This is a genomic window from Micrococcus terreus (assembly GCF_900116905.1).
GTDB classification, from domain to species: Bacteria; Actinomycetota; Actinomycetes; order Actinomycetales; family Micrococcaceae; genus Citricoccus; species Citricoccus terreus.
In genome coordinates, this window is sequence record NZ_FPCG01000002.1 from 100,366 (window position 1) to 114,355 (window position 13,990).

14 protein-coding genes and 1 other RNA gene are annotated in these 13,990 nt (G+C 69.3%); 4 read left to right on the forward strand and 11 right to left on the reverse strand.

The window, feature by feature from the left end; all coding sequences use genetic code 11:
- From BM355_RS14040 to rnpB, 4 genes are all read right to left on the reverse strand, one after another.
- The gene (locus BM355_RS14040) at positions 1-141 is read right to left on the reverse strand and encodes a hypothetical protein (protein ID WP_245760559.1); all 141 of its coding nucleotides are present in this window, start codon (positions 139-141) and stop codon (positions 1-3) included.
- A 394-nt stretch (positions 142-535) separates the two neighbouring features.
- Positions 536-778: a hypothetical protein gene (locus BM355_RS02895; RefSeq protein ID WP_091694300.1), complete on the reverse strand. Its 243-nt coding sequence runs from the start codon at positions 776-778 to the stop codon at positions 536-538.
- Positions 779-1,014: 236 nt separating this feature from the next.
- Positions 1,015-2,454 (reverse strand): glyceraldehyde-3-phosphate dehydrogenase, encoded by a 1,440-nt coding sequence (locus BM355_RS02900; RefSeq protein WP_091694305.1) that lies wholly within the window; start codon positions 2,452-2,454, stop codon positions 1,015-1,017.
- A gap of 290 nt (positions 2,455-2,744) precedes the next feature.
- Positions 2,745-3,146, reverse strand: an RNA gene (gene rnpB, locus BM355_RS02905) — RNase P RNA component class A.
- A 44-nt stretch (positions 3,147-3,190) separates the two neighbouring features.
- Between rnpB and BM355_RS02910 the strand changes: the two genes are divergently transcribed.
- Positions 3,191-3,991, forward strand: coding sequence for a YaaA family protein (locus BM355_RS02910; RefSeq protein WP_091694309.1), 801 nt, complete (start codon positions 3,191-3,193; stop codon positions 3,989-3,991).
- Between the two features lie 91 nt (positions 3,992-4,082).
- Here BM355_RS02910 and BM355_RS02915 read toward each other — a convergent pair whose 3' ends face one another.
- The 3 genes from BM355_RS02915 to BM355_RS02925 form a co-directional block, all read right to left on the reverse strand.
- Positions 4,083-5,039 (reverse strand): reverse transcriptase-like protein, encoded by a 957-nt coding sequence (locus BM355_RS02915; RefSeq protein ID WP_245760560.1) that lies wholly within the window; start codon positions 5,037-5,039, stop codon positions 4,083-4,085.
- A 19-nt stretch (positions 5,040-5,058) separates the two neighbouring features.
- Positions 5,059-5,802 (reverse strand): zinc ribbon domain-containing protein, encoded by a 744-nt coding sequence (locus tag BM355_RS02920; RefSeq protein WP_091694313.1) that lies wholly within the window; start codon positions 5,800-5,802, stop codon positions 5,059-5,061.
- 67 nt (positions 5,803-5,869) lie between these two features.
- Positions 5,870-6,748: a Nif3-like dinuclear metal center hexameric protein gene (locus BM355_RS02925; RefSeq protein WP_091695235.1), complete on the reverse strand. Its 879-nt coding sequence runs from the start codon at positions 6,746-6,748 to the stop codon at positions 5,870-5,872.
- Positions 6,749-6,931: 183 nt separating this feature from the next.
- Between BM355_RS02925 and msrA the strand changes: the two genes are divergently transcribed.
- From msrA to epsC, 3 genes are all read left to right on the forward strand, one after another.
- Positions 6,932-7,453, forward strand: coding sequence for a peptide-methionine (S)-S-oxide reductase MsrA (msrA, locus tag BM355_RS02930; RefSeq protein WP_091695238.1), 522 nt, complete (start codon positions 6,932-6,934; stop codon positions 7,451-7,453).
- A gap of 122 nt (positions 7,454-7,575) precedes the next feature.
- A complete protein-coding gene (gene cysK / locus BM355_RS02935; RefSeq protein WP_091694318.1) occupies positions 7,576-8,511 on the forward strand; it encodes a cysteine synthase A in 936 nt (311 codons plus the stop codon).
- 64 nt (positions 8,512-8,575) lie between these two features.
- Positions 8,576-9,172 carry a serine O-acetyltransferase EpsC gene (epsC, locus tag BM355_RS02940; protein ID WP_091694321.1) on the forward strand — a complete coding sequence of 199 codons (597 nt, stop codon included), beginning with the start codon at positions 8,576-8,578 and terminating at the stop codon, positions 9,170-9,172.
- A 91-nt stretch (positions 9,173-9,263) separates the two neighbouring features.
- Here the strand turns inward: epsC and BM355_RS02945 are convergent, their stop codons facing one another.
- The 4 genes from BM355_RS02945 to ppk2 all read right to left on the reverse strand — a co-directional run bounded on the left by BM355_RS02945 (position 9,264) and on the right by ppk2 (position 13,940).
- Positions 9,264-10,454: a M14 family zinc carboxypeptidase gene (locus tag BM355_RS02945; protein WP_091695241.1), complete on the reverse strand. Its 1,191-nt coding sequence runs from the start codon at positions 10,452-10,454 to the stop codon at positions 9,264-9,266.
- A 134-nt stretch (positions 10,455-10,588) separates the two neighbouring features.
- The gene (gndA, locus tag BM355_RS02950) at positions 10,589-12,040 is read right to left on the reverse strand and encodes an NADP-dependent phosphogluconate dehydrogenase (protein WP_245760588.1); all 1,452 of its coding nucleotides are present in this window, start codon (positions 12,038-12,040) and stop codon (positions 10,589-10,591) included.
- 230 nt (positions 12,041-12,270) lie between these two features.
- On the reverse strand, positions 12,271-13,029 hold the full coding sequence (locus tag BM355_RS02955) for an SGNH/GDSL hydrolase family protein (RefSeq protein ID WP_091694327.1): 759 nt from the start codon (positions 13,027-13,029) through the stop codon (positions 12,271-12,273).
- Entirely contained in the window at positions 13,029-13,940 is a 912-nt protein-coding gene (gene ppk2, locus BM355_RS02960) for a polyphosphate kinase 2 (protein WP_091695245.1), read from the reverse strand. Before ppk2 ends, BM355_RS02955 begins: the two co-directional genes overlap by 1 nt.
- Positions 13,941-13,990: the final 50 nt, after the last annotated feature.

The window sequence follows — 13,990 nt, forward strand, 5'->3', positions numbered from 1 at the left end:
CTACGGTGATCCCAGAGCCTGGAGCAGGGATCCCTGCCGGGCCTCGCCGTCGGTGCGGGCGCCGCGGAGCAGGGTCTGCAGGTCGATGGTGACGGACACATGCGGTCTGGCACCGGCGACCTTGGGCAGATCGCCGGTCATGGCGAGCGCGAGCGCTCCGACCAGTGCGCTGACCAGCCCGTCCAGCTGACGTTGCGGTCGAGTCCGCTGGTCGATCGGCTCGGCCGGGGAACCGGTCTCGGTCTGGACGGCGGCTCTGTCTGCGCCGGCCCCTGCCGCGCCTGCAGCTCAGCGTCCGACGGTACGTCTCCGTCTGGATCGATCGCCGCCTCGAACCAGGCGAGCCAGTGTGCGGCCACTCGACGCATGACGTCTGGGTCAAGCCCCTGGGCCTGTTCGGTCAGTGTCACCTCGGCCTCGCGCAGCAGGGAGGCCACCCGAGCGTGGTCGACCTCACGGTGACTGCCCAGCCTGCGTGCGGTGGACAGTGCTGAGGCGATGTGGTCTACAGAGCTGGACGGGATGGTCCCCTGAGTCAGAGCTTCGGCCAGCATCGGCCAGACCGGCGGCAGGACCTCGGTCTGGCGAGGCGGGGCTGGGTATCGGCGGAGTAGACGCCCCAGTCCTGGTCTGCCGCTGGTGTGAGAACCGGCGGCAGTGCGTCGAGGAAGCCGGGATCCACGGCACGAGGGGCAATCTCGGCCAGCAGAGTCGCAGCGGCCTCGAGCAGGTCACCGAAGCCCTGCCCGTCCAGATCTGTCCCCAACACCTCGGTCATGGTCTCCACCTCCGCCCGTTCGATCCGTGTCCCGACGCCCACCGTCAGCTATTCGTACACATATTCGAACACAGGCGACGGACGGGTTAAGGCGAGGAGCCCCCGGTCCTGGAACGCCACCTCCGAGGGTCCGCTGTGCAGGAGGCGGAACTGCTCGGCAGACAGAGAACGGGGCGGCCCCACCGTCTCCGGTGGGACCGCCCCGTTCGTCAGTCGCTCAGGTCAAGACCTGGACGTCAGGCCTTCGGGAAGGTGGGCAGTGCGTCGCCAGCCATCTTCTCGATCACGCGGACCACCTGGCAGGAGTAGCCGAACTCGTTGTCGTACCAGACGTAGACGATGGCGTGGGTGCCGCCGTTGACGATGGTGGCCAGACCGTCCACGATGCCGGCGCGGTTGGAGCCGACGAAGTCCGTGGAGACGATCTCCGGGGAGTGGATGTAGTCGATCTGTGCCCGCAGCTCACCGGTCAGGGACTCGGTGCGCAGGCGGGTGTTCAGCTCCTCCACGGTGGTGGGCTTCTCCAGCTCCAGGTTCAGGATCGCCATGGACACGTCCGGGGTGGGGACGCGGATGGCGTTGCCGGAGAGCTTGCCCTGCAGCTCGGGCAGTGCCTTGGCCACGGCCTTGGCCGCACCGGTCTCGGTCAGCACCATGTTCAGCCCGGCGGCACGTCCACGGCGCGAGCCCTTGTGGAAGTTGTCGGTCAGGTTCTGATCGTTGGTGTAGGCGTGGACGGTCTCGACGTGGCCGTGGTCGATCCCGTACTCATCGTTGATGACCTTGAGCACCGGAGTGATGCCGTTGGTGGTGCAGGAGGCGGCGGAGAGGATGGTGTCTCCCTCGGCGATGTCCTCGGAGTTCACGCCGAAGACGATGTTCTTGATGTCGCCCTTGCCCGGTGCGGTGAGCAGCACCTTGGCGGCACCCTTGGCCTTGAGGTGTTGCCCCAGGCCCTCCTCATCCCGCCAGCGGCCGGTGTTGTCCACGATGATCGCGTTGTCGATCCCGTAGGAGGTGTAGTCCACGGTGGCCGGGTCGTTGGAGTAGATCACCTGGATGTCGGTGCCGTTGGCGGTGATCGTGTTGGTCTCCTGGTCCACGGTGATGGTGCCCTCGAAGGGACCGTGGATGGAGTCGCGGCGCAGCAGGGATGCGCGCTTGACCAGGTCGTCCTCGGAGTTCTTGCGGACCACGATCGCCCGCAGACGCAGTGAGGAGCCGCCGCCGGCGTGCGAGAGCAGGATGCGGGCCAGCAGACGCCCGATGCGGCCGAAGCCGTAGAGGACCACGTCGGTGGGCTCGGTGATGCCCTGGCCGCCCTGACCGTCCACGTCAGCCAGCTCGGTCTCCAGGAAGGCCTTCACGTCTGAGCTGCCGGACTGCTTGAACTTGTTGGCCAGGCGGGCCAGGTCCACCGAGGCGGCGCCCAGGTTCATCTGCGCCATGGCCTCCACGAGGGGGTAGGTCTCCTCGACCGGCAGCACGGCCTCGTCGATCTGACGGGCGTAGCGGTGGGCCTTGATGATGTCAATGACGCCCTTGTGCACCAGCTGACGGCCGTAGATGCTCGTCACCACGTTGTGGTCGCGGTACAGGGTGCCGATCAGCGGCACCATCTTCTCGGCGAGTGCCTCGCGGTTGTTCCAGCCGGTCTCGGCGGTGTTCTCTGCCACGGTGGGTCCTTCCCTCGTTGGCCCTGTTCCCAGGGGGCGACGGCGCTGTCGCCTCAAGCGCCCGGCGGGCGCACGTCAGATGACGGTCACGGCCCGTCGTGGCCGTCCGCGGCCCCGGCAGGGCTCGGCAGTGACAGTCTAGTGAATTCCTGGCCCCGTCACGGAACGGCAGGGCCCGACGACGGCCGGTCCAGGATGCGATACGCGTCACCGAGCACTCGGTATGGGAGGACGTGCCTGCGGGGGCGACCGCCGTGGGGATCGCAGGGCACTGAAGGGTGCAGGTGCGAGGGAACGGGCCGGCGGTACGCCGGGTTCTGTGCCTCGGCCGGATCGCTCCAGCCGAGGTGACGGCCATCCATCTAGGCCTGCCGTTGCCGGCAGGCTCGAGCGGCCAACCCGGATGCTCAGGCGGGCAGCCTTCGAACGCATCCTGTTCGGCCTTGCTCCGGATGGGGTTTACCGAGCCGACCCCGTCACCGGGGCCGCTGGTGGTCTCTTACACCACCCTTTCACCCTCACCTGCGCCGTTCGGTGCGAACACCGACCGGGCGGGCGGTCTGCTTTCTGTGGCACTGTCCTGCGGGTTGCCCCGAGTGGCCGTTAGCCACCATCCTGCCCTGTGGAGCCCGGACGTTCCTCGTGCCCTCATCCCGCGAACGGGAGGGGCACGCGGCCGTCTGCCGGCCCGTTCCGAGGGTCCAGTCTACGTCTGCCACCCCGTTAGGCTGGACCGGTGCTGATCCTGCTGCCGCCCTCGGAGGGCAAGACCTCGCCGCGCTCCGGCGCACCCCTGGACCTGGACACCCTGATCTTTCCCACCCTGGCCGGCGAGCGCCGCACGGTGCTGGGCGCCTTGACCACGGCCTCGGCTCTGCCGGACGCCCTCTCGGTCCTGGGCGTGGGCGCCTCCCTGGAGGACGAGGTCCGCGCGAACGTGGACCTGTTGGAAGCACACGCCGCCCCCGGGCACCAGGTGTACTCCGGGGTGCTCTTCGACGCCTTGGACTACTCGAGCCTCTCCGACGGCGCCCGGACCCGTGCCCGCAAGGACGCCCTGGTCTTCTCCGGACTGTTCGGCGCCACCGCACTGGGGGACCGCATCCCGGCCTACCGCCTGCCGATCACCGCCAAGCTGCCCGGCCTGGGCGGTCTGGCGGCGTGGTGGAAGCCGAGGATCGGGCCGGAGCTGGACGGACTCGCCGAGCACACCGGTGTGGTGGTGGACTGCCGGTCCGGTGGCTACGCCGCCCTGTGGAAGGCTCCGGCCGAGACCGCGGTGACCGTGGACGTGTTCCAGATACGTGAGGGCAGGCGCACCGTGGTCTCACACTTCGCCAAGCACACGCGCGGACTGGTGGCCCGGATCCTGCTCGAGGCCGGTGGACGGACGGTACGCTCCCCGCAGTCTGCGGCTGAGGCCGTGGCGCAGGCCGGGGACGGTGCGCACGCCGTGGGCCATCAGTGGGAGGTCGACCTGGTGGCGGCCCACGGGAAGACCTCGGCCAAGCTCGAGGTCACCCTTCCCGAGTCCTGACGCCTGCATCTGCGGGTCAGACATCCACCTCATGAGCCCCCGAATCCGTGGATGAGGTCGATTTCTGACCCCTGGATGGATCCGCCGTGGGTCAGGCCGGGTCGGCCACCAGCTCCACCTCGAAGCCGTTCGGCGCCTCCAGGTAGGCCGCGTAGTGGTTCCGGCCGCCCGCGAAGGGGTGCTGCTCGGCGAAGAGCAGTGTGAAGCCCACCGCCTGGGCGGCCTGAGCCAGACGGTCCACGTCTGCCCGGGTGCCAGCGCGGAAGGCCAGGTGGTTCAAGCCGGGCCGGAGTCGGTCATGCGCCCCCGCGGACACGTCCGGCCCGCGCTCGATCACCAGATACTCCCCCGCGCCCTGGTAGCTGGCCCCCTCGGACCACTCCCCGCTGAGCACGTACCCCAGCTCCTCGAACAGCCACCCCAGGGTGCGCCGTGCCTGGGCCAGGTCTTCCACCCAGATCTCCACATGGTGCAGTCGCCCGGTGTGCGTCGCAGAGCCGGCAGAGGAGGAGCTTCCCGACGACGGCTCCGTCGCCTTCTCGGCGGCCGGAGCCTTCTGCGCCCCCTCGCCGGGCGCGCTCACCGGGACCTTGGATGCACCGGCGTCCCACTGCGTCCCCGCGGCGCCGGCATCCATGGCCTCATTGGAGAGCTGGTCGGCGTCCTTGTTCTTCTCCCGCGGGATCCACTCGTAGGTGACCTGTCCGGCGGGGATGATGCTGCGGGCCTGGGCGGCCAGGCGGCGCATGTCCTCGTGCTTGATCTTCCAGCGGCCGCTCATCTGCTCGACCACGAGCTTGGAGTCCATCAGGGCGTGCACGCGGGCCTCGGGGTCGATCTGGCGGGCCATGGTGAGCCCGGCGATCAGCCCGGAGTACTCAGCCACGTTGTTGGAGGCCCTGCCCAGCGGCTGGGCGTCCGTGGCCAGGATCTGGCCGGTCTCCGGGTCCCGCACCAGCGCACCGTATCCGGCCACGCCTGGGTTGCCGCGGGAGCCGCCGTCGGCCTCGACCTGCAGGGTCCGTTGAGTCTGAGAAGTCGTCTGCACCTCGGACACGTTAGCCGGTTCAGTCCGCGTCACGGACGAGGATGGCACCGGTGTCCGGGCAGTAGGCCAACCGATCCGCAGGGGTGGCCTTGATCTGCTCCAGCTCCACGGGGCTGATGCCCATGCCGGAGGCCTCTGATCGGTTGCCCACCAGTCGGGCCGCGCCGATCCCGCCGGTGCGTGCGCGGATCTTCTCGTACAGGGCCACCAGGTCAGCCGGCAGCGCGGCGGCCTGCTGCTGGCGGGTGCCGGTGAGCTCTTTGCCACGGGCCGCCACCTGGGCGGCCTCGGCCTTGACCGCTCGTCCACGCGCGTTCGCCGCCGCTTCGGCCTCGGCGTGGGCCTGCTGAGCGGAGGCGTGGGCGGACTCGGCCTGTTCCACGGCGCCCATGGTCTCCAGCTCGGCGTCCTCCTGCTCACCCACCAGGCGCTGCAGGGTCTCGATCTCGTGCTGCATGCCCTGCAGGTCCTTGGCCGAGCCCTGCCCGGACTCCATCCGCTTCTGGTTCCGATCCAGGTGCTCGCGCGTGGAGCTCACCTTGCGCTCGGCCTCGGTCTGGGCCGACTGTGCGGTGCCCAGCTGCTCCTGGGCGGCCTGGACCTCGGCCTGGAGCCGGTCCGCCTCAGTGCGCAGCCGCTGGTACTCCGCGTCCTGCCGCAGGGCCTGCATGCGGGTCCGGGCCTGGTCCAGCTCGGTGTCGGTGCGCTGCAGCTCCAGCAGGGCCAGCTGGTGGGCGGGGCTGACGGTGGTCGGTGCCGACATGGCTCCTCGATTCCTCGGTTCTGACGGATCTGACGTTCTTGACGGAGGCGCGGTCCTGTGCCCGACCCTACGCGCCCGGCGTGAGGACGAAGTCCCAGGGATCGGTGTTCCGGCCGGAGACGGCGATGTCCACCTCGAACCCGCGGTCGGTCAGCAGGTTGTCCAGGGTCTGGGCGGCAGCGGGCAGCCACAGCCACTCACTGGCGAAGTGGGAGACCTCGATCAGATACGGACGGCCCCCGTTGAGCAGGGCGGTCTCGCGGGCCTCCGAGGCCGGGTGGTGGCGCAGATCGGCGGTGATGTAGACGTCGGCACCGGAGGCACGGACCTGGTCGAACAGGCTGTCCCCTGCACCGCCGCAGACTGCCACCGTGCTGACCAGGCCGTCCCGGTCGCCGGCCACACGGACGCCTCCGGCCACGGCGGGCATGGCGGAGAACACCCGCGCGGCGAAGTCGGCCAGGGTGAGCGCCTGCGGCAGGGTGCCCACGCGCCCGATCCCCTCCTCCGGCAGTCCGTCCTTCGCCGGAGCCAGAGGACGCAGGTCCTCCAGTCCCAGGATCTCGGCGATCACATCCGAGACCCCACCCACCGCGGAGTCGGCGTTGGTGTGGCAGGTCAGCAGTCCGCAGCCGCCCTCGATCAGCGTGTGGACCAGCTGTCCCTTGTAGGAGGTGGCCGCCACCGTGTTGACTCCGCGCAGCAGCAGCGGGTGGTGGGTGATCAGCAGCTGGGCACCGGCGCCCACGGCCTCGTCCACCACCTCCATCACCGGGTCCACCGCGAAGTGGATCCGCTGCACGGGGCTCTCCGGACGGCCGACCACCAGTCCGGTGGCGTCCCACCCCTCGGACAGGCTCTGCGGCCACAGTTCCTCCACCGCCTCCAGCACCTGGGCGAGGGTGGGAGTGGAGGGTGAGGCTGACAGCGTCTGATCGGTGCTCATGTCCCCATTGTGCCGCGTGTCACGCCCGACGACGGCAGGCTGGCCGGGTGCCTGGCCCACCGCACGCAGCGGTCCGGGAATGATCGGGGCCTGCCGATTGCTGACCCGGGTGTGAGCGAGAACCAGACCTCCCCCGCGCCCGACGCCGCCGACCGCTCGGTCGGAGGTGACGGCCGCTCCACCCTGCGTGAACTGACGGTGGCCGGCGGCTGCTTCTGGTGCCTGGACGCCGTGTACCGCCGTGTGCGGGGTGTGCAGGCGGTGGAGTCCGGCTACACCGGTGGGCACACCGAGGACCCGGACTATCGATCGGTCTGCTCAGGGACCACCGGTCATGCCGAGGCCGTCCGGGTGCTCTTCGATGAGTCCGTGGTCCCCGCTGAGGTCATCATGGACCTGTTCTTCACCGGGCATGATCCCACCACCCTGAACCGCCAGGGCCATGACATCGGCACCCAGTACCGCTCGGCACTGTTCCCTGCAGACGCCGCCGACGAGCAGCTCTTCCGGGAGTCGATCGAACGCCACCAGCCCCTGTGGCAGGACCCGATCGTCACCACCATCGAGCCCCTGGGTCCCTGGCACCGCGCTGAAGAGGTCCACCAGGACTTCTACAGCCGTCAGCCGTACAACGGCTACTGCCAGGTGGTCATCAACCCCAAGCTGGCCAAGGTCCGGCAACGTTACGCCCAGTGGCTGGACTGAGAGGCCTCGGTCCGCGACGCTTCTAGGCTGGACCGGATCTGTGCCTCCGCGAAGGTCAGCACGCTGAGCAGCACCCCTCACCCGTCAACATCACATCCCCCCATCGGAAGGACACCGCACTCATGGGCAAGATCCTGGAGAACATCACCGAGGCCGTGGGTCACACCCCCCTGGTCCGCCTGAACCGCCTGACCGAGGGCCTGCCCGCGCAGGTGGCGGTCAAGGTGGAGTTCTACAACCCGGCCAACTCCGTGAAGGACCGGATCGGCGCGGCCATCGTGGACGCCGCTGAGGCCTCCGGCCAGCTCAAGCCCGGCGGGACCATCGTGGAGGGCACCTCCGGCAACACCGGCATCGCCCTGGCCATGGTCGGCGCCGCGCGCGGCTACAAGGTGGTGCTGACCATGCCCGAGACCATGTCCAACGAGCGCCGGGTCATGCTGCGTGCCTACGGCGCGGAGATCGTGCTGACCCCGGGCGCGGACGGCATGCGTGGAGCGGTGGAGAAGGCCCAGCAGATCGTGGAGACCACCGAGAACGCGATCTGGGCCCAGCAGTTCGCCAACCAGGCCAACGTGCAGGCCCACTATGACACCACCGGGCCGGAGATCTGGGAGGACACCGAGGGCGCCGTGGACATCCTGGTCTCCGGCATCGGCACCGGCGGCACCATCACCGGCGCTGGACGCTACCTCAAGGAGCAGAAGCCCGAGGTGACGCTGGTGGCCGTGGAGCCGGCCGACTCCCCCATCCTCTCCGGCGGCAAGCCCGGTCCGCACAAGATCCAGGGCATCGGCGCCAACTTCATCCCTGAGGTGCTGGACACCGAGATCTACTCCGAGGTCTACACCGCCACCCTGGAGGAGTCCGTCTCCACCGCCCGTGCCCTGGGGACCCAGGAGGGCATCCTGGGCGGCATCTCCGCCGGTGCGATCGTGGCGGCCGCCCTGGAGCAGGCCAAGAAGCCGGAGAACGAGGGCAAGCTGATCGTGGCGATCGTCCCCGACTTCGGTGAGCGCTACATCTCCACCGTCCTGTACGAGGACATCCGCGGCTGACCGGTCCCTCCGACCCCGGACCGCCACCGCACCACTTGATGCCAGCACCACCGAAAGGCCCCGCATGGGACTGATCTCCCGCCTGAAGGACACCCTGAAGGAAGACATCGCCAACGCCCGCGCGCACGACCCTGCCGCGCGCGGCGACCTGGAGGTGGCACTGGCCTATTCGGGTCTCCACGCGATCTGGGCCCACCGCGTCTCGCACGCCATGTGGCAGCACGAACGGCTGAAGACCCCGGCCCGTCTGGTCTCGCAGGCCGCGCGGGCGGTGACCGGGATCGAGATCCATCCCGGTGCGCAGATCGGCCGGCGCTTCTTCATTGACCACGGCATGGGCGTGGTGATCGGTGAGACCGCCGAGATCGGCGATGACGTCATGCTCTACCACGGGGTCACCCTCGGCGGCCGGTCCCTGGCCAAGGTCAAGCGCCACCCCACCCTGCATGACGGCGTGGTGGTCGGAGCCGGGGCCAAGATCCTGGGTCCGGTGGAGATCGGTCAGGGATCCTCCGTGGGCGCCAACGCCGTGGTGGTCAAGGACACTCCCCCGGACTCGATCGCCACCGGCATCCCCGCCACCTTCCGCGTGCGCGGCGCCTCCGAGCACCAGGCGGCGGTGGACCCGGCGGAGTACGTGGACCCCGCCATGTGGATCTGATCTGAGCACCCAGCCCGACGACGCCCGTCACCTTCCGCTGAAGGTGACGGGCGTCGTCGTGGCAGGGGTGTGCTGAGTCGCACCAGCCCGCTCAGGCGGGGATGGTCCCGCCCCAGTCGGTGAAGTAGTACTGGACCGGATCATGCGGGATCTGCTCCCAGATCTCCGGGTCCAGGCGCTGCACGGCGCCGGTGGCCAGACCGGAGAGCCAGGCCTCCACACCCAGCACGTTCTGCTGGATCAGCTTGCCGCGAGCCTTCTGGCCCAGGCTGCCGTCACGGGTGTTGCCGGAGGTCTCGAAGAAGATGGCCGCATTGGAGTGGCCGGTGGGGTTCAGTCCGTTCCAGTTCAGCCCCATCATCATGGCCGAGACCACGCCGCCATGGATGTCGATCACCACTCCCTCACCGACGTCGTAGCGGTCGGTGGTGATGTGGCCACGGTGGTCCACCTGCTGCCAGACATGGCCGGCCATCTGACGGGTCAGCACGTCATACTCCCCGCCGCGGATGCCCGGCAGGGTGGGTCCGCCCGGAGCCAGGGAGACGCCCAGGGACAGGGTGATGGCCTCTCCGGTGGTCCGGTCCACCTTCATGCCCTGATGGTGGATGTCCAGGGCGTACTCGGGCTTGACCATGGTCCAGTACTCGTACCAGGCGCGGGACTCACGGGCACGGAAGCCGTTGACGGCCCAGTCGCGGTTCAGGTCCACGGTGAGCGGACGGCCGTTGGCACCCAGGCGAGGCTGGTTCGTGGTCTCGTCCCACAGGGTGGTGGTGCGGGTGTTCATCTCCGAGCCGTCGGGGTTGTAGACGGGGATGAAGTGGATGGTGAACTGCTCACGGATCTGCCGGTAGGTGGGGCTGCCGCTGGAGACCAGGGACCTCAGCACGGTCATCAGCGAGTCCAGGCCATAGGGCTCGTCGCCGTGGATGCGGCCCTGAATCCACAGATGCCGCGTGCCGGTGCCGACCTGGGCGACGTACAGCTCCCGCCCCTGCTCGGAGAGGTACTCGGCGGTGCCGACCTCGCGCAGGGTGGTGACCGTGACCGCGCCGCGCGAGGTGCGCTGCAGCTGCTCCAACCCCTTGATCATGTCCCCGTAGGTGCGGATGGCGCTGGTGGGGGTGTTGTTCGGGTTGGGGTAGGTGGTGGCCGCCGCTGGGCCAGCGAGAGCGGGGGTGGCGGCCAGTGCGCCGAGCGCACCGAGTGCGGTCAGTGCTGTCCGGCGGGAGATCTGAGGGCCTGAAGGAGTCTGGGAGATGATGCAAGTGTGATCCATCTCACGCACGCTAGTCCTCTGGAACCTGACCGATCAACGGACTCGACCGCACTCGGCGCGGCTACGGACCGGTAGCAGACATCCGGTGGCGGGAAGACGGGCTCACGGTCAATCCGTCTCCCGGCCGGACCGGATCAGGCGGTGATCTCCGAGCGGTCGCCGGACCACAGGGTGTGGAAGGCGCCCTCGCGATCGGTGCGGCGGTAGGTGTGCGCGCCGAAGTAGTCGCGCAGCCCCTGGGTCAGGGCGGCCGGCAGTCGGTCCTGGCGCAGACCGTCGTAGTAGGCCAGGGCCGAGGAGAAGACCGGGACGGGCACTCCTGCGGCCACCGCACGGGCCACCACGCGCCGCCAGGCGGGGACAGCCTGAGCGATCGCCTCGGTGAACTCCGGGGCGAACAGCAGGTTCAGCGGCTGTCCCTCGGCCACGGTGCCCGGCTCCGGGTGACGCTCGGTGTCCCGCCCCCCGTAGGCCTTCATGATGGTGTCCAGCAGGTCGGCGCGGATGATGCAGCCGTTGCGCCACAGTGAGGCGATGGTGCCCAGGTCCAGGCTCCACCCGTACTGGGCGCCGGCGGCCTGCAGCATGTCCAGGCCCTGCGCGTAGGAGACGAGCTTGGAGGCGTAGAGCGCCAGCCGGACGTCCTCCACGAACGCCTCCCGGTCCTCCCCTTCGGCCAGGCGGGCCACATCGGCCTCGTCCAGTCCGGACTGCAGGGTCTTCTGGGCCTGGGCACGCACGGCGGTCTGGCTGGAGAGGGACCGGGCGAACACGGACTCGGCGATCGCGGCGATCGGGGAGCCCAGGTCCAGGCCGGAGATCGCCGTCCAGCGCCCGGTGCCCTTCTGCCCGGCCTCGTCCACGATCAGGTCCACCAGCGGGCGCTGGGTCTCCACGTCCACCTGGGAGAGCACGTCCGAGGTGATCTCGATCAGGTAGCTGGCCAGCTCGGTGCGGTTCCACTGATCGAAGATCGTGGCCTGCTCGGCCGGTTCGTACCCGCCCACGCGGCGCAGCAGGTCGTAGGCCTCACCGATCACCTGCATGTCCGCGTACTCGATGCCGTTGTGGACCATCTTCACGAAGTGCCCGGCCCCGTCGGTGCCGATCCACGCGCAGCAGGGGTCGCCGTCGTAGTCCGCGGCGATGCTCTCCAGCAGCGGGCCGAGGGCCTGGTAGGACTCCTTCGGGCCCCCGGGCATGATGGCCGGGCCGTTGAGTGCACCCTCCTCGCCACCGGAGACGCCCACACCCACGAAGTGCAGGCCCTGCTCGGCCAGCGCGGCCTCACGGCGGCGGGTGTCCTCATAGTGGGAGTTGCCGGCGTCGATCACGATGTCCCCGGCCTCCAGCAGCGGGATCAGCTGCTCGATGACATCGTCCACCGGCTGGCCGGCCTTGACCATCACCAGCACCCGGCGTGGGGTGGCCAGGTTCGCCACCAGCTCGGTCAGGGTCTCGGTGGGAATGAAGTCGCCCTCCTCGCTGAACTGGGCCACGAGGTCGTCGGTGCGGGCACGGCTGCGGTTGTGCAGGGCCACGGTGTAGCCGTTGCGGGCGAAGTTGCGAGCCAGGTTGGCGCCCATCACGGCCAGCCCGGTCACCCCGATGTCCGCCCGTCCCTCACGGCCGTCTCCGGGTGTGGCCGCCTGGCGGGCCTGTCCGGTCTCCGGCCCCTCCTGCGGGTCCAGCTTGTCCTTGGCGGTGGTGATCGACTCGTTCATGCGCGCTGCCTTCCCGGGCGTCGGTGCGCCCTGAGAGTGAGGTGAGGTGGAGGGGAACGTTGCTCTGTGCACCAGCCTACGCGCGCGGGGACTCACGGAGCCGAACGGGACACCTCATGCAGGTCCTCGGCGATCCCTTCGGCCAGCAGCTGTGCCCCGGACTCGGACAGGTGCAGTCCGTCCGTGGTGTGGTCCGGGTCCGCGTAGCGCCCGTCCGGTCCGCGCAGCCGCTCCCACGGGTCCACCAGCTGCCAGCCGCGCTCCTGCGCCGCCTGCGCCGTCAGCTCGTTCCAGGCCTGGGTCCGCTCCGCCACCTCGGCGTTGATCGGCCCCACGCCCACGACGACCACGCGCTCCTCCGGGTACCCGGTGCGCTCGGCGATCGATCCGATCTGCTCCACGTAGGCCTCGTGCGCCTCCGTGAAGCCGCCGCTGTCCGGGGAACCTGCCCGACCGGCGTCGTTGGTGCCCAGGAAGGCGAGCAGCCATTGAGCCTGCACCGCGTCCTCACCGGTGCGCAGGTGGACCTGGAGGACTTCATCCGCCGTGGCACCCCAGCGGCCGGCGGCACCGACCACGGCCACGCCGTGATCGTCCACATGGTGCACCCAGGACTGCGGGCCGGTCCGTCCCGCGCGCAGATCCGGGGAGTCGGCCACGGTGAGCGAGTCTCCGTAGACCTCCACGGTCACCGCCTGCTCAGCCTGCTTCGGCGCCTCAGCAGCGGGTCCCGACGACGGCGCCGCACCCGAGGAGGACGGCTCGCCTCCCCCGGTGGGCTGGCTCCCGCAGCCGGCGAGGACGAGCAGGGCCGAGGCGGCCAGCGCGGCCAGCCGGCAACAGGTGCGCATCAGTCGCCGACGGCGTCCCGACCGCGCTGGACGATCAGCGGATCCGGGGTGCCCACCACCTCGTGGTCCTTGTCCTCGTACTCGAACTGGGAGAGGAAGTAGCGCATGGCGTTCAGGCGAGCGCGCTTCTTGTCATTGGACTTGATGGTGGTCCACGGAGCGTGGTCGGTGTCCGTGTGCAGGAACATCTTCTCCTTGGCGTCCGTGTAGTCCTCCCAGCGGTCCAGAGACTCCAGGTCCATGGGCGAGAGCTTCCACCGGCGCACCGGGTCGATCTGCCGGATGGCGAAGCGGGTGCGCTGCTCGGAGCGGGTCACGGAGAACCAGAGCTTGGTCAGGTGGATGCCCTCGTCCACGAGCATCTTCTCGAACAGCGGCACCTGGTTCATGAACGTGGCGTACTGCTCGTCGCTGCTGAAGCCCATGACCCGCTCCACACCGGCCCGGTTGTACCAGGAGCGGTCGAAGAGCACGATCTCGCCCTCCGTGGGGAAATGGTTGATGTAGCGCTGGAAGTACCACTGGCCCTGTTCGCGGTCGGAGGGCTTGTTCAGCGCCACCACGCGCGCGGTCCGCGGGTTCATGTACTCGGTGAAGCGCTTGATGGTGCCACCCTTGCCGGCGGCGTCCCGTCCCTCGAAGACGATGATGTGGCGCTGGCCGGTGTCCTCGCCCCAGTACTGCAGCTTGAGCAGCTCGATCTGGAGGTTGTACTTCTCCAGCTCGTACTCCTCGCGGGACATCCGCTCCTCGTAGGGGTAGTCCTCGCGCCAGGTCTCCACGGCCTTGCCGTCCGGGGCGATCAGGTCCGGGTCAGGTGTGTGGCCGTCGATGACCTTGTACCCGCCGTCACGCAGCTTGTCGATGAACTCTCGCAGGTTCTCACGGGGCACGTTCGGGGTCAGCTGCATCTTCTCGGTCTCCTCCTTGAGCTCCACGCACCGGGCCGCAGGACGGTCAG

What these genes read in the sequence shown, in the direction of transcription:
- BM355_RS14040 (WP_245760559.1), bottom strand. Translation starts at nt 141, where the DNA reads ATGACCGGCGATCTGCCCAAGGTCGCCGGTGCCAGACCGCATGTGTCC.
- BM355_RS02895 (WP_091694300.1), bottom strand. Translation starts at nt 778, where the DNA reads ATGACCGAGGTGTTGGGGACAGATCTGGACGGGCAGGGCTTCGGTGAC.
- BM355_RS02920 (WP_091694313.1), bottom strand. Translation starts at nt 5,802, where the DNA reads ATGTCGGCACCGACCACCGTCAGCCCCGCCCACCAGCTGGCCCTGCTG.
- BM355_RS02925 (WP_091695235.1), bottom strand. Translation starts at nt 6,748, where the DNA reads ATGAGCACCGATCAGACGCTGTCAGCCTCACCCTCCACTCCCACCCTC.
- cysK (WP_091694318.1), top strand. Translation starts at nt 7,576, where the DNA reads ATGGGCAAGATCCTGGAGAACATCACCGAGGCCGTGGGTCACACCCCC.
- epsC (WP_091694321.1), top strand. Translation starts at nt 8,576, where the DNA reads ATGGGACTGATCTCCCGCCTGAAGGACACCCTGAAGGAAGACATCGCC.
- BM355_RS02945 (WP_091695241.1), bottom strand. Translation starts at nt 10,454, where the DNA reads ATGGATCACACTTGCATCATCTCCCAGACTCCTTCAGGCCCTCAGATC.
- gndA (WP_245760588.1), bottom strand. Translation starts at nt 12,040, where the DNA reads ATGGGCGCCAACCTGGCTCGCAACTTCGCCCGCAACGGCTACACCGTG.
- BM355_RS02955 (WP_091694327.1), bottom strand. Translation starts at nt 13,029, where the DNA reads ATGCGCACCTGTTGCCGGCTGGCCGCGCTGGCCGCCTCGGCCCTGCTC.
- ppk2 (WP_091695245.1), bottom strand. Translation starts at nt 13,940, where the DNA reads ATGCAGCTGACCCCGAACGTGCCCCGTGAGAACCTGCGAGAGTTCATC.